This is a genomic window from Saccharopolyspora sp. NPDC045941, assembly GCF_056431445.1.
Genome location: NZ_JBWKKU010000002.1, coordinates 191484 through 207510 on the forward strand (window position 1 = coordinate 191484; position 16027 = coordinate 207510).

Genomic DNA, 16027 nt, shown 5'->3' on the forward strand with positions numbered 1-16027 from the left:
TACACGCAGGCTGTGGTCCCGGGGGCCGTCCCGCTCGGACGGGAGTCGCCCAGACCGTGACGTTCGGGGAGCCAGCACCGCGGTCTTCACGACCGGGTCGCCGACTGTGCCGCCGACTGTGCCGTCGGACGCCGATGCTCCTCCGAGGTCCGAGGATACCTGTTGGTCGGCCGTTCTCACCGTGGCGCGTATAACTCGGGCGTGCCGCCGGTTAGGCTCGCAGCCATGAACGAGGCTGACCAGCGCGGTGAAAGTGACGAGCGTTACTCCGAGGGTGTCGTGGATCTGCTCGCGGCGCTGGCGTTCGGAGAGCTGTCGGCCTTCGACCGGCTCGCCGAGGACGCGCGCACCGCACCCACGCTGACCGGCCGCGCGGCGCTGGCCAGCATGGCGGCCGCGGAGATCGGCCACTACCGGCAGCTGGAGGAGCACCTGGCGGGCCTCGGGGTCGCGGTCGACGAGGTCATGCAGCCGTTCGTGGCGCCGTTCGAGGCGTTCAACGAGTCCACCGCGCCGCATTCGTGGCTGGAATCACTGGTCAAGGCCTACGTCGGCGACGGGCTGGCGGCCGATTTCTACCGCGAGGTCGCGGAGTGGCTGGACCCCGCCACGCGGGAGCTGGTGCTGACCGTGCTCGCCGACACCGGCCACTCGGCGTTCGCCGAACGCGAGGTGCAGGCGGCCTGCGAGGACGACCGCAAGCTGCGGGACAAGCTGACGCTGTGGGGGCGGCGGCTGCTGGGCGAGGCGATGACGCAGGCGCAGCGGGTGGTCGCCGAGCGCGACGCGCTGGCGGAGCTGATCATCAAGGGCTCGGGCGACCTCACCGGCATCGCGGCGATGTTCCGGAGGCTGCAGAACAACCACACCAAGCGAATGGCCCGCCTGGGCCTGGGCTGATACCCGTTCCCGGGCTCGTTTCGCGTGGCGCCAGGCGACGCCTGGGAACCCGCGGCGGCGTGAGCTGCGCAGGTGGGCTACGCGGCTTCGCAGCTGCAAAGACGAAAACAGGTTCCCGGGCAGGACTCGAGTCGTCCTCGTTCGGTGGCGTCGCGAGGATCCGCCGATCAAGGCGGGACCTGGGATAGCCTTGCCACATCCCAACGGATTCGAGTGCCCAACGGAGGTTCGGCGTGGAGGTCAAGATCGGCGTCGTGGACAGCCCGCGCGAGCTGACGGTCGTCAGCGGACAGTCCCCGGAAGAGGTCGAGTCGCTGGTCGCCGACGCGCTGAAGAACGCAGAAGGCGTGCTGGCGCTGACCGACGAGAAGGGGCGGCGGATCATCGTCCCGTCGACCAAGGTCGCCTACGTGGAGATCGGCCCGGCGACGCCGCCGCGCGTCGGCTTCGGCGTGAGCTGACCTGGGTTTTTCCGCGCGAGGGGTACCTCGGCCGAACTCGGCCGAGGTGCCCCTCGCGCTTTGTGTCAGTCCAGTTCGGCGGGGATCTCGAAGGGCGGGCGGCCGGTGCCGGTGATCCGGTAGCGGCCCCAGGGGTCCTGGTCGGAGAGGGTGCCCGTCGCCTCGCCCGCCGGTGTGCGCAACACCACATCCTTCTTGCGGTGGTCGGCGAACTCGTCCACGTCCTGGTGCGCGGACAGGCGCCCGTACCAGTGGAAGCGGCCGTCGATGGGCTGGAAGTGGCCGCGCAGGACCACCTCGACCGCTAGTTCCCGCTCATCGGCCAGGAGCGTGGCCGGGCCGCGGTAGTCGTCCTCGTCGTGCTCGTGGTCAGCCATGGTCCTCGTCCTCCTCGTCTTCGGGCGTCTCGTGTTCGCCGGGCACCAGGCGCAGGTCGTTGCCGAGGTCCAGCGGTTCGTCGGGGTCGATCACCAGGCCGGCCGAGCGCAGCACGCCGTCGATGGCGAACCAGATGATCTGCGCCAGGTAGTCGGTGAGGTCGCTGCGGCTCATCGACTGCCGCTCCAGCCACCAGTCGCCGCTGGCCTGCACCATGCCCACCAGGCCGTGGCTCCAGGGCTCGACGCCGCCGGAGTCCAGGCCCAGCGCCCGCAGGTACTCGCCGAGGATGCGGGACAGCGAGTTCGCGATCACCGTCTTCTCCGCCGACACCGGGTCGGAGCGCACCGGCCGGTCCGCGAAGGTGCGCTGCACGACGAACCGGTACAGCTCCGGGTACTGCTCGATGGTGCCGAGGTAGGCGTCGAGCAGGCGGCGGATGCGCTGGTTGGGCGTGCCGCCCTCGTGGAACAGCGGCCGCAGCCGTTGCATCAGCAGCTCGGTGCCCCATTCGCCGACCGCGACGTACAGGTCGCTCTTGTCGCTGAAGTGCCGGTAGAGCACCGGCTTGCTGACTCCGGCCTCGGCGGCGATCTCGTCCATCCCGACCTCGGCGCCGTGCTTGCTGATGGCGCGCACCGCGGCCTCGACGAACTCGGCGCGGCGGGCCTGGCGGTGCTCGCGCCAGCGCTCCCGGCGCGCGTCGCCGCGGGCTTTCTCCGGTGTGACCGCCTTGACAGGGCGAGAGATGTCGCTCACGCTACCCAAGGTAACTGTTACTGGAAGTAACATGCAATCTCGATGCCGAGAGGGTGATCGCCGGATGAGCAGGGCCCTGCAGGTCAACGACCGCGAGAAGACGGCCGCACGGCTGCTGAATTCGTCCGCCCGGAACAGCTACGACCCCGAGGTCGACGTCGACTGGGACGCGCCGCTGGCCGACGGCAAGCCCTACATCCCGTTCAAGCGCAGCTCGCTCTACGGCACGCACCTCTGGGACCGGCTCAGCGAGGAACAGCGCATCGAGCTGACCAAGCACGAGTTCGCCAGCATCGCCTCGAACGGCCTGTGGTTCGAGGTGCTGCTCATGCAGATGCTGCTCAAGGAGTTCTACAACTCCGATCCGCGCACCAGCCATGCCCAGTACGCGCTCACCGAGGTCGCCGACGAATGTCGGCACTCCACCATGTTCGCCAAGGCCGTCGACCGCATCGGCGCGCCCGCCTACGGGCCGCTGCCGATGCTGCACCGCGGCGGCCGGATCCTTCCCACCGTGCTGCGTGGCCCCTCCGCCTACGCGTCGATCCTGGTGGCCGAGGAGATCCTGGACCGCTTCCAGCGCGACCAGATGTACGACGAGGACGTCCAGCCGCTGGTGCGCATGGTCAACCGCATCCACGTGCTCGAAGAGGCGCGGCACGTCACCTTCGCGCGCGAAGAGGTCGTCCGCCGGATGGCCGAGTGCAACGCCGCCGAGCGCGCCTACCACCAGTACTGGACCGCGCTCGTGTCGTACTGCATCTGCCTCAGCCTCATCAACCCGCACGTCTACAAGGCGGTCGGGATCCGGCCGCGCGACGGCTACCAGGCGGCCTGGGCCAACCCCGGCTTCCTGGACACCCTGCACTGGGGTGGCGAGAAGATCATGGCGTTCCTGGACGAGGCCGGACTGGTCGGCAAGCCGGGCATGCGCTGGTGGAAGAAGGCGAACCTGATCCGATGAAGGGCGAAACCTTGCGCACGATGACCGCCGAAGAGTTCACGACCAGCGACGGAACCCGGTTGCGGATGGTCGACGAAGGCCCCGTCGACGCGCCGGTCACCGTCGTCCTGGTGCACGGGTGGGCCCTGACCAAGCACACCTGGGACCGGGTGGCGGACGGCCTGCCGAAGGCGGCCGGGACGCAGCTGCGGATCCTGCGGTTCGACCTGCGGGGGCACGGCGAGAGCGACCCGGCGCAGCCGGGGAGCGCGAGCATCCGGCAGTGCGCGGACGACCTGGCGGAGCTGATCGCGGAGCGGGCCCCGGAGGGGCCGGTCGTGCTCGCCGGGCACTCGATGGGCGGCATGACGATCATGGCGTTCGCCGAGCAGCACCCGGAGCTCTTCGCACGGCGGATCGCCGCGGTCGCGCTGGTGGCGACCTCGGCGGGCGACCTGGTGGCGCCGACCCTCGGCCTGCCCCGCCCGGTCGCGGCCGTCGCCAACCGGGGCGAGCAGGCGTTCCGCAAGCGGCTCGCGGCCTCGCGCGGGAAGCGGCTGGTCCCGCAGTCGTCCTGGCTGCGACCGGGGATGCGCTGGCTGCTGTTCGGCCGGAGCCCCGAGGCCGCCGACGTGGCCGCCACCGCGGACTGGGTCGCGGGCTGCCACCCGGCGAACATGGCCGCCTACCGGCAGGCCCTGGCCGAGCACGAGCGGCACGGCGCGCTCGCGGCGTTGCGGTCGGTCCCGACGGTCGTGCTGTCCGGGCTGTCCGACCGCCTGACACCGCACTCGCACGCTCGGCGCATCGCGGACGCCCTGCCGGACGCCAAGCTGCTGATCTACGCCGGTGCCGGGCACATGCTGCCGCTGGAAAGGGCCGACGAGGTCACCGCCCGCATCGCGGAACTCGTCACCCGCGCGCTCCGCTGACCTGGGTGTCCCGCAATTTCCATGGAAACCGAACCTTCGATTTCCATGGAAATTGCGGGACATCGGCGTGTCGCACCACGACACGCCGTTGCCTGTGGACAACTTCCGCAATTTCAATGGAAATCGGACCTCTGATTTCCAATTGAGCGTTTTTCATCCTGGTCGGCCCGCAGTCGCGGGTCCGTAAAGCCACACGTCGATGGGGTGTCGCATGCGCCGCAGGCGCTTAGCCCACCTACGGCACTGGCACCGCCGCGGGTTCACGGTGCCCACCCCTCCGGGGTTCCCTCGGCGAGGACGGCCCCTCTGCCGTGTATTGGGCATACATCAGGAGGGGCCCCACAGTCCAGGGAGCCTCTGAGGTTCCGCTACCCGCACCGCCACGCAAATTGAGGTTGGAAAAGCCTTATTGAAATTGCGGGTTGATGGTCAGGGGTTCTGGAGGGGGAAACCCGCGAGGCCCTTCCAGGCCAGGGTGGACATCAGGCTCACCGCTTCGTCGCGGGAAATCGTCTCCCGGGCGTCCAGCCAGTAGCGCGCCGTCACCTGGCTCAGGCCGACCAGGCCCACCGCCAGCAGCCGCGCGCGCTCCGCGTCCAGCCCGGCGTCCGCCGTCACCGCCTCGGTGATCGCGTCGATGCACCCGGACAGGGCGCCCTCCACGGCCTTCTCCACGGCCGGCTCGCCGCGCAGGTCCGATTCGAAGACCAGCCGGAACGCCTGTCCCTCGCCGGCCACGAACTCGTACAGCGCGCCGATCGCGGCCCGCACCCGCTGCTTGTTGTCCGACGTGGACGCGATGGCCTCGCGCACTCGGCGCACCAGCTCGTTGCCGTGCGTCTCCAGCAGCGCCAGGTAGAGCTCCAGCTTGCCCGGGAAGTGCTGGTAGAGGACCGGCTTGCTGACTCCCGCTCGCTCCGCGATGTCGTCCATCGCCGCCGCGTGGTAGCCGTTGTGCACGAAAACGTGCTGAGCCGCCTCGAGCAGCTGTGCCCGGCGTGCGTCGCGGGGCAACCGGACACCTCGGCTCGGCTGCGCGGTCTCGGTCATCCTCGCCTCCACCCGATTCCTTCCACTCGCGGTCGGCGGCCCTCCGGCCCCCAGTGGGGCATGACTCTACTCGCCGGTAGAGGCAGGTAGCGAAATCCGGGCTCAGGCGGGCAGCCATGCTGTGGGTGTGACCACGACTACGTCCGCCGCTCCGCCGCATCGGCGATCCCGGCTAGGCCGATCCGACCTGACGTGGGTACCGCTGGTGGCCGATGGCGTCCCGCCGATCGACCTCGCGGCGAAGCCGCCGCCGGGGCGGCACGCCGAACTGACCACCCGCTCGGGCCCGCTGCGGCTGCACCTGCGGGAGACGCCGGGGCCGTCGCCGGCGGCGCCGACGGCGGTGCACCTGCACGGGCTGGCCGGCTCGTCGACGAACTGGACCGATCTGGCCGGCCTGCTCGCCGGGCGGATGCGCAGCATCGCGCTGGACCTGCCCGGTTTCGGGTATTCAGAGCCGCCGCCGGGGTACGCCTTCACCCGCCAGGCGAACGCGGACGTGGTGATCCGGTTCCTGGAGCAGCTCGACGCCGGGCCGGTGCACCTGTCCGGGAACTCGTTCGGCGCCGCGGTGGCCATCGAGGTGGCGGCGCTGCGGCCGGACCTGGTCGCGTCGCTGGTGCTGATCTCGCCCGCCATGCCCGACCTGCGGCTGGATCCGCGGCGGCTCTCCGATCCGCGGATCGCGGTGGCGATGGTGCCGGTCCTCGGCAACCGCACGCGTCGCGAGCTGGCGATGGTGCCGTCGGCGGCCCGGGCCGAGCAGCTGCTGCGGCTGTGCTTCGCCGAGCCGGACGCGGTGCCGCCGCACCGGCTCGCCGAGGCGGCCGCGGAGTTCGAGGAACGCAGCCGGCTGTCGTGGTCCGGCCCGGCGCTGGGCCGGACCACCGTGGAGCTCCTGCGCTCCTGGCTCGTCCCGCCCGCTCGCTCGCTGTGGCGACGGCTGCCCGAGGTCGTCGCTCCGTCGCTGGTCGTGTGGGGTAGCGCCGACCGGGTCGTGACCGTTCGCAAGGCGCCGCGCACCGCGATGCTGCTGCCGCGCGGCCGGCTCCTCGTGCTGCCACGAACGGGCCATGTTGCCCAGATGGAGCGGCCACGCGTGGTCGCCCGCGCGTTCCTCGGGTTGGTGCAGGCCGGCGCCCGGTGGTGACCGGTTCGCGTTGCTCCGAGTGGCCCCAGATGTTGCGGTCACCTGGAGTGGCCGGTAGTTGCTCAAGGTGCCGGAGGGCCTGTGGCACGCTTAGAGCGTGAATCGTCCGCCGCAGCGATCTCGTGCCTCCGCGTCCGACCGCCGACCGGCGGGGCGGACGAGCGCTCGCACGGGTTCTGGGGAACGTCGCCGCGGCGAGCCGCTGGCCGCCTCCTGGAATCCCGTCTCCGAGCCGGAGCCCGAGGACTTCGACGACGCGGACGAGCGCGACGATGACGTGCGGCCCCGGCGGCGCCGCCGGGGAGTCCACGCGCGCTACGGCTGGCGGATCTACGCGCTGCCGCTGCTGATCGTGATCAGCGCGCTCGTCGTGTTCCAGACCGTCCGGCCCTCCGGGGACGGTTCGGCGACCGAGCTGCTCGACCCGATCGCCTCGGACGCGCCGGCCGAACCGATCGTCACCGAGGCGCCACCGGGGCAGACCTTCAACCCCGCGCTGTTCTCCGCCGACCTGCCGCCCGGCGGACCGATCCCGGAGACCGGCGCGCGCACCTTCCAGGTGCTGCCCGGGAAGTCCGAGGTGATCGGGTCGGGTCAGCTCTACCGGTACAGCGTCGAGATCGAGGTCGGCGTCCAGATCGGCAACCCGAACGTCGAGTTCGGCAACCTGGTGCAGGCCACGCTGTCCGATCCGCGCAGCTGGACCAACCCGCAGGGCGGCGGGATCTCGCTGCAACGCGTGGACGCCGGCGGCCCGCGGCCGGACTTCCGGGTCATCCTGGTCAGCCAGCAGACCGCGCGCGAGGCCTGCGACTACAGCAACGGCGTGCCCTACGACAGCTCCTGCCGCAAGGGCGACATGGTCTACCTCAACGCCGCCCGCTGGGTGCGCGGCGCGGTGTCGTTCGAGGGCGACATCGGCAACTACCAGCGCTACGCGATCAACCACGAGGTCGGGCACGTCTTCGGCAACAAGCACGTCGGCTGCCCGGTGCAGGGCGGGCTGGCGCCGGTGATGGTGCAGCAGTCGTTCAGCGTGTCCAACAACGAGCTGCACGAGCTGAACAAGATCGCCGACCAGGGCACCGACATCCCCGCCGACGGCTTCGTCTGCAAGTACAACGCCTGGCCGTTCCCGACCGCCGGCGGCTGAGCCGATCTTCGCGGGCCTTTTCGTCCCGGATCGTGGGAGTAGTTTGGGATGCGGAAGCCCATCGGGGAGTCTTGCGTTGCAGATTCCGTGAGGCCCTGTTCGGGTGCCCTTCGGGGACGCTTGAGGTGCCGCTGCCAAGCTCCGAGAGCAGCAGGCACCGACCATTGAGGAGGAGCTGGGAATGTCCGGCGCATCGTCGCTGCCGCCGCTGGTCGAACCGGCGTCGGAGCTGACCAAAGAAGAGGTCGCGCGCTACAGCCGCCACCTGATCATCCCGGACGTCGGGATGGACGGGCAGAAGCGGCTGAAGAACGCCAAGGTGCTGGTGGTCGGCGCCGGCGGACTCGGCAGCCCGGCGCTGCTGTACCTGGCCGCGGCCGGGGTCGGCACGCTCGGCATCGTGGAGTTCGACGAGGTCGACGAGTCGAACCTGCACCGCCAGGTCATCCACGGGCAGTCCGACCTCGGGCGGCCCAAGGCGGAATCGGCCCGCGACTCGATCGCCGAGATCAACCCGTTCGTCAAGGTGAACCTGCACCAGACGCACCTGACGTCGGAGAACGCGCTCGACATCTTCCGCGACTACGACCTGATCCTGGACGGCACGGACAACTTCGCCACCCGCTACCTGGTGAACGACGCCGCGGTGCTGCTCGGCAAGCCGTACGTGTGGGGGTCGATCTTCCGCTTCGAAGGCCAGGCCAGCGTCTTCTGGGCGGAGCACGGCCCGAACTACCGCGACCTGTACCCCGAGCCGCCGCCGCCCGGCATGGTGCCGTCCTGCGCCGAGGGCGGCGTGCTGGGCGTGCTGTGCGCGTCGATCGGCTCGATCATGGTCAACGAGGCCATCAAGCTGATCACCGGCATCGGCGAGACCCTGCTGGGCCGCCTGATGATCTACGACGCGCTGGAGATGAGCTACCGCACGGTCAAGATCCGCAAGGACCCGAACGCCACGCCGATCACCGAGCTGATCGACTACGAGGCGTTCTGCGGTGTGCTCTCCGGCGACGCCCAGCAGGCGGCGGTGAACAGCACGATCACCCCGCGCGAGCTCAAGGACATGTTCGACCGGGGCGAGAAGTTCGAGCTGATCGACGTCCGGGAGCCGCACGAGTACGAGATCGTCAAGATCGAGGGCTCGAAGCTGATCCCGAAGGACCGCATCCTCTCCGGCGAGGCGCTGTCCGAGCTGCCGCAGGACCGCAAGATCGTCCTGCACTGCAAGTCCGGCGGGCGTTCGGCGGAGGCGCTGGCGGCGCTGCACAAGGCGGGATTCTCCGACGCGGTGCACGTCGGCGGCGGTGTGCTCGGCTGGGCCAACCAGGTCGACCCGAGCCTGCCGACGTACTAGAGAGTGTTTCGAAGTTGGTTCGCGTAGCGGTGCGGGTGGCGGCCCCCTGCGGGAATTACCGCTGCCACCTCGCTGTGGGACCCCCGACATCATGAATGACCAATTCACCACGTCGGGGCTGTCCTCGCTGGGAGAACTCCCGAGGAGTGGGCACCGTGAACCTGCGGCGGTGCGAGTTGAGTCCCACACCGCAAGCGGCTACCGCCGCTTCTAAAACACGCACTAGGCCGAACCCCGAACCCGCTCCGCACCGAGGTGCGGGGCGGGTTCGTCGTCCGAAAAGACACCACGGTAGTCGCGAAATCGCGGGATCGGATGCGGCGCGCGGAGTGCCTGCTACGGAAATCGCGATCATTTAGGTAGCGTCTCGTCCGTGACCCACACGCCGGAGCCGCCACCGCCGCACGTGCGCGCGGCATTCGGCGCGCGCGTCGAAGAACCCGAGCCGCTGGACGGCGCGGTCGCCTGGCGGTGCGGCGAGATCGTGCTCAAGCCGGCCGCCAACACCGCCGAGGCCGCTTGGGTGGCGCAGACGCTGGACCTGCTGGAGCCCGACGACGTGCGGGTGTCCCGCCCGGTTCGCTCCACCGACGGTCGCTGGGTGGTGTCCGGCTGGTCGGCCAGCCGGAACCTCGAAGGCCAGGCCGAGCCGCGGCACGACGACGTGGTGGCCATGTCGCTGCGGCTGCACTCGGCGAGCCGGTTCCTGGCCCGGCCGCGCTTCTTGCAGGCGCGGCAGGACATCTACGCGCTGGCCGACCGGATGGCCTGGGGCGAAGAGGAGTACGTGCTGCCGCAGGAGAAGGGCGGTCGGCTCTACGACGTGCTCGCCGGGTCGCGGCGGGAGGTCGACCTCCGCCCGCAGGTGGTGCACGGGGACCTGTTCGGCAACGTGCTGTTCGCCGAGGACGTGGCGCCCGGCATCATCGACTTCAACCCGTACTGGCGGCCCGCCGAGTGGGCCGCGGCGGTGGCGGTGATCGACGCCCTGGCGTGGGGCGGGGCCGATCCGGCCATCGTGGAGCGCTGGTCTCACCTTTCGGAGTGGCCGCAGGCCCTGCTGCGGGCCCTGCTGTTCCGGCTCTCGGTGCACGCGCTGCACCCGCGCTCGTCGTCGCAGACCCTGACGGGCCTGGAACGCGCTTCCCAGATGGTCCTCGAAGTCCTCTGACCGGTTGCCCTGCCCGGCGCCGGGGTTGTGTGACGATTGGGCGGTGCAGGGAGTGTTGAGCGGCTTCACCGTCGGCGTGACGGCGGAGCGCAAGGCCGCCGAGATCGGGTCGTTGTTCAGCCGCCGCGGTGCTCGCGTGCTCTTCGGGGCGGCGATGCACACAGTGCCGCTGCCCGAGGACGGCGAGCTGGCCGCGGCGACCGAGGACGTCCTCGCGGCGCCGGTCGACTACGCGGTGGCGGTCACCGGTGTCGGGTTCCGGGGCTGGATCGAGGCGGCGCAGCACACCGGCGTCGGTGACCGGCTGCTGGCGCACCTGCGTTCGGCCGAGATCCTGGCGCGGGGTGCGAAGGCGCGCGGTGCCGTGCGCGGTGCCGGGTTGGTCGAGTCCTGGACCTCGCCGTCGGAGGAGTCCGCGGAGATCTTGGAACACCTGCTGGCGCGCGATCTCGCGGGGAAGCGGGTCGTGCTCCAGGTGCACGGCGATCCGATGCTGCGGTTCCGCGAAGCGTTGCGGGCGGCGGGGGCCGAGGTGGTGGCGGTGACCGTCTACCGGTGGACGGATCCGGTGGACCTGTCCGCATTGGACCGGTTGATCGACGCGGTGCTGCGGGGCGAGGTGGATGCGCTGCCGTTCACCAGCGCGCCGGCCGCGACCAATCTGCTGGCTCGCGCGGACCGCACGGGGCGCGGCGAGGATTTCCAGGAAGCGTTGCGCGACAAGGTGTTCATCGCCTGCGTCGGGCCGGTCACGGCGGCGCCGATCGACGCGGCGGGCCTGCCGTACGCGATGCCGGACCGCGCCCGCACCGCATCGCTGGTGCGGCTCGTCGCGGACGAACTCCCGAAGCGCGCCGCACGCTGACCGTCCACAGTGGCCTGTTTCGGCGACGGTCGGTTGCCGGCCCCGGAATCGTGAGAGGTCGGCTGGATTCGTCAGGCGCCCCAGCGGTACCGGCGCATGTCGATGCGGGCTCCGTCGGCGAGGACGCCTTCTGCGCGCAGGAGTTCCAGCTGCCGGCGGCGCAGGTGGTCGGCGACCGTGCCGTTGGAGCGCAGGACCCGGTGCCACGGCAGGTCGCCGCCGTCCTCGGCGAGGATGCGGCCCACCAGGCGCGCCGAGCGGAGGCCGGCGAGTTCGGCGACGTCTCCGTAGGACAGCACCGATCCGGGCGGGATCGACGCCACCACGGCTCGCACCTGCTCCACGGTCTCCTCGTCCACGAGCCCGAAGGTACTCCAAGCACACTGCCGCGGAGCACCCGCACACCGAACGCGCTGAGGCACCGTTTCCGCTGGTAGATGCTCGTGAGCGCTTTGGAGCGCTTAAGTACTCCAAAACGCTCACGAGACCTGATCAGCGGGAACGGTGCCTCGGCTCCGGCATCAGCCCTGGAAGCCGGCGACGATCTTGGTGAAGTCCCACGGCTGCTGGTCGATGCCGCCGCAGGAGTCCGAGGGCCCGCCGCCGTTGCACGGGCGGTCCCGGTTGAGCGCCCAGAAGGTGAAGCGGCCGAGGCCCTTCTCCTTGGCGTAGTCGGCCATCTTCTGGAACGCGGCCTGGTCGACGGTCTCGCCGACGTCGGTCTTGCCGTTCATCGACGAGATGCCCGCATGCGCGTAGGCCTCCGCGTCGCTGTAGCCGAAGGTGCTCTTGAGTACCTCCTTCAGGCCCTCGGTGGACTGGATCGTGTCGGCCGCCATGTCCGAACCGCCGAAGTTGAACGGCATCTGCGTCCACACGTCGACGTTCGCGCCGATCTCGTTGGCCTTGCCGATCATCCGCTTGCCCACGTCGTTCGGGCCGCTGGCCAGCGTCGGGAAGGTGACCACCGTCTGCACGCCGGGGTTGGTCTCCTTGACGATCTTCAGCGCCTCCAGCACCCGGTCCTGCACGGCCGGGGTCTCGAACTCGCTGGCCTCGATGTCGACGTCGATGGCCTTGAGCCCGAAGGCGTCGATCACCTTCTGGTAGGCGCCGGCCAGCGACTGGGCGTCCTGGCAGAACTCGCCGAGCTTGTTGCCGGCCCAGCCGCCGATGGACGGGACGACGTCGCCGCCGGCGGCCCGGATCTCGTCGATGACGGCCTTGTCGGCGTCGAGCGGGCGGTTGCCGTCCCAGGCCGGGTTGCAGCCGCCGTCGGAGAGGATGAAGGCCAGCGTGAAGTCCTTGATCCCGGTAGCGCTCATCACCTCGCTGGGCTTGGGCGGGTTGCCCCAGCCCATGTAGAGGTAGGGCGACGCGGCGACCGGTGCCGCTGCGCTGGTCGAGGCCGGGGCCGAGGTCTCCGCGCTGAGTGCGGGCGCCGCGCCGATGGTCAGAGCACCGGCGACCGCGGCGCAGCCGAGCAGGGCTTTGCGGACTTTGCTCACGGTTCCTCCTTCGGGGGAGTTGATCGCGCTCGGGGCGCGCTTTCGCAGGTCACAGCCGGGGGAGGCGCTGTGACGATCAGCACACTGCCAGAGAGCGAAATTGGTTCATACCACCAAAAGGTTCTGTTAATTTCTCGTTGAGCTGGGCCTATCAGCGAGCCCTGCGCGACCTTGTCGTTGGCGCGTGATTCCATCGATGCGTGCCATCCCCGACCGCGCCCGTGCTCGTGCGCCGAGCCGAACCCGCTCGGCGGCGGACGGTCTGGGACACCGCCGGGCAGCGGGCGCTGGCGCACCGCGACGGCCTCCTGCGGATCCTGGGCGGGCCCGGGACCGGCAAGAGCACGCTGATCGCGCAGCTGGCCGCCGAGCGCATCCGCGACCGCGGGGTATCGCCGGAGAACGTCCTGGTGCTGACCGGCAGCCGGCGCGCGGCGGCCTGGATGCGCACCGAGATCACCCGGCTGCTGACCGGTTCCACGGACGACCTGCGGACCGCGCCCGAACCGCTGGTGCGGACCGTCCACTCGTACGCCTTCGCGGTGCTGCGGCTGCAAGCCGTGCGCGAGCAGCTACCGCCCCCGCAGCTGCTCAACGGCCCGGACCAGGACGCGCTGGTGCGCGACCTGCTGGCCGGGGATGTCGAGGGCGGCGCCCGGGACTGGCCCGAGACGCTGCGCCCGGCGCTGACCGTGCCCGGCTTCGCCGAGGAGCTGCGCGATCTGCTGCTGCGGGCCGCCGAGCGCGGCGTGGGACCCGAGCGACTGGTGAACCTCGGCCGGCAGCACAACCGTCCCGAGTGGATCGCCGCCGGCCGGTTCGCCCGGCAGTACGAGCAGGTAACGCTGCTGCGCGGAGCGGGCGGCGCGCAGGCCCCCGCGCTGGACGCGGCGGAGTTGGTCGGCTCGGCGCTGCTGGCGTTCGACACCGATCCCGGGCTGCTGGCGGCCGAGCAGGACCGCGTGCGCTACGTCCTCGTCGACGACGCGCAGCACCTCGACCCGCAGCAGTACTGGCTGACCCGGCGGCTCGGCGACACGGCCGCCGAGTTCGTGCTGGCCGGCGACCCGGACCAGGCGGTGTACTCCTTCCGCGGCGCCGATCCGCGCTGCCTGCTGGACGCCGACCCGGACGGCACGAACACCGAGGTGCTCACCGTCGACCACCGGATGTCCAAGGCTGTCCGGGAGGCCGTGCAGCGGCTGGCCGCGCGGCTGCCCGGCGCGGGCCCGCAGCGCGAACTCGTGGAGCCCGAGAACGGGCGCAGCGGTTCGGTCCAGGTGCGGTTGCTGGCCACGGAGGCCCAGGAGGCGGCGTGGGTGGCCGACCAGCTCCGCCGGGCGCACCTGCTCGACGAGATCGTCTGGTCGGACATGGCCGTCGTGGTCCGCTCGACCGGCCTGTCGCTCCCGGTGCTGCGCCGCGCCCTGCTGGCGGCCGGCGTGCCGATCGCGCTGCCGATCGACGACCTGCCGCTGGCGCAGCGCACCGCGGTCCGCCCGCTGCTGACGCTGCTGCGCTGCGCTGCGCGCCCGCAGGCGCTTGACCCGGACGCTGCCGCTGAGCTGCTCGCCTCGCCGCTCGGCGGCGCTGACCCGCTCGCGCTGCGGCGGCTGCGTCGCGGGCTCCGCCGCCTGGAGCTCGCCGCCGGGGGTAGCCGGGCCAGCGGTGAACTGCTGGTGGAGGTGCTGCAGGACGACGACCGGCTCGCCGCGCTCGAAGACTCCGCCGCCGCACCGGCCCGCCGCCTCGCGGGACTGCTGCGCACCGCTGCCGACTCCGTCGCCGCCGGGCACACCGTCGAGGACACGTTGTGGCGGGTGTGGAAGGCCAGCGGCTTGGAGAAGCGGTGGGTGGCGCAGGCCGAGCGGCACGGCGCGGCCGGTGCGCAGGCCGATCGCGACCTCGATGCCGTGGTGTCGTTGTTCGACGCGGCCGCCCAGTTCGTCGACCGGCTGCCGGGCGCGGACGTCGCCGGTTTCGCGGATTACCTGACCAGCCAGCAGATCGCGGGCAGCTCGCTGGCGCCGACCGCGCCCCGGGACAACGCGGTGTCGGTGCTCACCGCGCACGCCGCGAGCGGCCGTGAATGGGAGGTCGTGGCGATTCCCGGTGTGCAGGAAGGGATTTGGCCCGACCTGCGGCTGCGGGGATCGCTGCTCGGCGTGGAGCGGCTGGTCGACGTGCTGTCCGGAGTGGACGCCGAGCGCGTGTCGGCGACTGCCCCGCTGCTGGCCGAGGAACGGCGGCTGCTGCTGGTGGCGGCGAGCCGGGCGCGGCGGAACCTGCTGGTCAGCGCGGTGCGAGGAGAGGACGAGCAGCCGTCGCGGTTCCTCGACGAGCTGGAGGGCGTGGTCAGCGACCCGGACGCGGTGGAGCGGCCGATCGCCCGCCCGGAACGTGGCTTGGCGCTCGGCGATCTCGTCGGCGAGCTGCGCCGGGTGGTGTGCGACGCGGAGGCGGATCCGGCGCGGCGGCAGCGGGCGGCGGCGCAGCTCGCGCGGCTGGCCAACGCCGGGGTGCCGGGGGCCAGCCCGGACGCCTGGTACGGGCTGCCGGAGAGCTCCACCGCGGCGCCGCTGGTGACCGGCGACGATCCGGTCAAGGTGTCACCGTCCACTGTGGAAATCCTGGCCAAGTGCCCGCTGCGCTGGCTGGTCGAGCGGCACGGCGGCCAGGACACCGCCGAGCTCGCCGCCGTCACCGGCACCCTCGTGCACGCGCTCGTGCAGGCCGCGGCGGACGGTGCGGACACCGCGCAGCTGCACAAAGCCCTGGACGACGCCTGGGAATCCGTGGACGCCGGCGCACCGTGGTTCTCGCGCAAGGAGCGCACGCGCGTGGAGAAGATGCTCGACGCGTTCGTGACGTGGCTGGTGGAATCGCGGGCCGAGCTCACCCAGATCGGTGTGGAGAAGGACCTGGACGTCACGGTCCAGGGCCGGGAGGGCGGGCCGTGGCTGCGGCTGCGCGGCCGCGTGGACCGGCTGGAGGTCGATGCCGGCGGCCGACCCGTGGTGGTCGACGTCAAGACCGGGAAGACGCCGGTCAGCAAGGGCGATGCCGAGGAGCACCCGCAGCTGGCGGTGTACCAGCTGGCCGCCGCGCTGGGCGCGTTCGGCGACAACGACGGGCCCGGCGGGGCGCGGCTGCTCTACGTCGCGAAGGCCGACCGGAAGGGCGCGGCGACGGAACGCGTCCAGCAGGCTCTGGACACCGAGCGGATCGAGGTGTGGCTCGACGTGGTGCACACCGCCGCCGCATCCAGCCTGGGCCCGGCTTACGTGGCCAGCGAGAACTCCGACTGCGCGCGGTGCCCGGCGCGCACTTGCTGCCCCGTCCACCCGGCCGGAAGACAGGTCGCGCAGTGATCGGGTACTGCTTCGACTCCCTCTGCGGAGCT

15 protein-coding genes are annotated in these 16027 nt (G+C 71.2%); 10 read left to right on the top strand and 5 right to left on the bottom strand.

Annotation, left to right across the window (positions count from 1 at the left end):
* Positions 1-225: 225 nt before the first annotated feature.
* Positions 226-900 (top strand): ferritin-like fold-containing protein, encoded by a 675-nt coding sequence (locus AC07FN_RS02705; RefSeq protein WP_452614827.1) that lies wholly within the window; start codon positions 226-228, stop codon positions 898-900.
* A gap of 233 nt (positions 901-1133) precedes the next feature.
* Positions 1134-1361: a DUF3107 domain-containing protein gene (locus tag AC07FN_RS02710; RefSeq protein WP_132483236.1), complete on the top strand. Its 228-nt coding sequence runs from the start codon at positions 1134-1136 to the stop codon at positions 1359-1361.
* A gap of 65 nt (positions 1362-1426) precedes the next feature.
* Here the strand turns inward: AC07FN_RS02710 and AC07FN_RS02715 are convergent, their stop codons facing one another.
* Positions 1427-1738, bottom strand: a complete 312-nt coding sequence (locus tag AC07FN_RS02715; protein WP_093262313.1) for a DUF4873 domain-containing protein — start codon at positions 1736-1738, stop codon at positions 1427-1429.
* Positions 1731-2498: a TetR/AcrR family transcriptional regulator gene (locus AC07FN_RS02720; protein ID WP_478394026.1), complete on the bottom strand. Its 768-nt coding sequence runs from the start codon at positions 2496-2498 to the stop codon at positions 1731-1733. Before AC07FN_RS02720 ends, AC07FN_RS02715 begins: the two co-directional genes overlap by 8 nt.
* A 64-nt stretch (positions 2499-2562) precedes the next feature.
* Here AC07FN_RS02720 and AC07FN_RS02725 point away from each other — a divergent pair, with 64 nt between their 5' ends.
* Positions 2563-3462, top strand: coding sequence for an AurF N-oxygenase family protein (locus AC07FN_RS02725; RefSeq protein ID WP_478394027.1), 900 nt, complete (start codon positions 2563-2565; stop codon positions 3460-3462).
* Positions 3459-4373: an alpha/beta fold hydrolase gene (locus AC07FN_RS02730; protein WP_478394028.1), complete on the top strand. Its 915-nt coding sequence runs from the start codon at positions 3459-3461 to the stop codon at positions 4371-4373. The genes AC07FN_RS02725 and AC07FN_RS02730 overlap by 4 nt, the downstream gene beginning before the upstream one ends.
* 429 nt (positions 4374-4802) lie before the next feature.
* On the opposite strand, the gene AC07FN_RS02735 is transcribed toward AC07FN_RS02730, so the two are convergent.
* The gene (locus AC07FN_RS02735) at positions 4803-5423 is read right to left on the bottom strand and encodes a TetR/AcrR family transcriptional regulator (protein WP_093262309.1); all 621 of its coding nucleotides are present in this window, start codon (positions 5421-5423) and stop codon (positions 4803-4805) included.
* A gap of 127 nt (positions 5424-5550) precedes the next feature.
* Here AC07FN_RS02735 and AC07FN_RS02740 point away from each other — a divergent pair, with 127 nt between their 5' ends.
* From AC07FN_RS02740 to AC07FN_RS02760, 5 genes are all read left to right on the top strand, one after another.
* The gene (locus tag AC07FN_RS02740; RefSeq protein ID WP_478394029.1) at positions 5551-6573 is read left to right on the top strand and encodes an alpha/beta fold hydrolase; all 1023 of its coding nucleotides are present in this window, start codon (positions 5551-5553) and stop codon (positions 6571-6573) included.
* 97 nt (positions 6574-6670) lie between these two features.
* Positions 6671-7726: a DUF3152 domain-containing protein gene (locus AC07FN_RS02745; RefSeq protein ID WP_478394030.1), complete on the top strand. Its 1056-nt coding sequence runs from the start codon at positions 6671-6673 to the stop codon at positions 7724-7726.
* 181 nt (positions 7727-7907) lie between these two features.
* Positions 7908-9080 carry an adenylyltransferase/sulfurtransferase MoeZ gene (gene moeZ, locus AC07FN_RS02750; protein ID WP_358303760.1) on the top strand — a complete coding sequence of 391 codons (1173 nt, stop codon included), beginning with the start codon at positions 7908-7910 and terminating at the stop codon, positions 9078-9080.
* A gap of 373 nt (positions 9081-9453) precedes the next feature.
* A complete protein-coding gene (locus tag AC07FN_RS02755; protein WP_132483250.1) occupies positions 9454-10251 on the top strand; it encodes a TIGR02569 family protein in 798 nt (265 codons plus the stop codon).
* Positions 10252-10294: 43 nt separating this feature from the next.
* The gene (locus AC07FN_RS02760) at positions 10295-11116 is read left to right on the top strand and encodes a uroporphyrinogen-III synthase (protein WP_478394031.1); all 822 of its coding nucleotides are present in this window, start codon (positions 10295-10297) and stop codon (positions 11114-11116) included.
* 71 nt (positions 11117-11187) lie between these two features.
* On the opposite strand, the gene AC07FN_RS02765 is transcribed toward AC07FN_RS02760, so the two are convergent.
* Complete coding sequence (locus AC07FN_RS02765) at positions 11188-11475, bottom strand: MGMT family protein (RefSeq protein WP_132483254.1); 288 nt, start codon at positions 11473-11475, stop codon at positions 11188-11190.
* A gap of 162 nt (positions 11476-11637) precedes the next feature.
* Entirely contained in the window at positions 11638-12624 is a 987-nt protein-coding gene (locus AC07FN_RS02770) for a chitinase (protein ID WP_478388584.1), read from the bottom strand.
* A gap of 200 nt (positions 12625-12824) precedes the next feature.
* On the opposite strand from AC07FN_RS02770, the gene AC07FN_RS02775 reads away from it, so the two are divergent.
* Positions 12825-15995 (top strand): ATP-dependent helicase, encoded by a 3171-nt coding sequence (locus AC07FN_RS02775; protein ID WP_478394032.1) that lies wholly within the window; start codon positions 12825-12827, stop codon positions 15993-15995.
* Positions 15996-16027 lie beyond the last annotated feature (32 nt).

What these genes read in the sequence shown, in the direction of transcription:
- AC07FN_RS02705 (WP_452614827.1), top strand. Translation starts at nt 226, where the DNA reads ATGAACGAGGCTGACCAGCGCGGTGAAAGTGACGAGCGTTACTCCGAG.
- AC07FN_RS02715 (WP_093262313.1), bottom strand. Translation starts at nt 1,738, where the DNA reads ATGGCTGACCACGAGCACGACGAGGACGACTACCGCGGCCCGGCCACG.
- AC07FN_RS02725 (WP_478394027.1), top strand. Translation starts at nt 2,563, where the DNA reads ATGAGCAGGGCCCTGCAGGTCAACGACCGCGAGAAGACGGCCGCACGG.
- AC07FN_RS02730 (WP_478394028.1), top strand. Translation starts at nt 3,459, where the DNA reads ATGAAGGGCGAAACCTTGCGCACGATGACCGCCGAAGAGTTCACGACC.
- AC07FN_RS02735 (WP_093262309.1), bottom strand. Translation starts at nt 5,423, where the DNA reads ATGACCGAGACCGCGCAGCCGAGCCGAGGTGTCCGGTTGCCCCGCGAC.
- moeZ (WP_358303760.1), top strand. Translation starts at nt 7,908, where the DNA reads ATGTCCGGCGCATCGTCGCTGCCGCCGCTGGTCGAACCGGCGTCGGAG.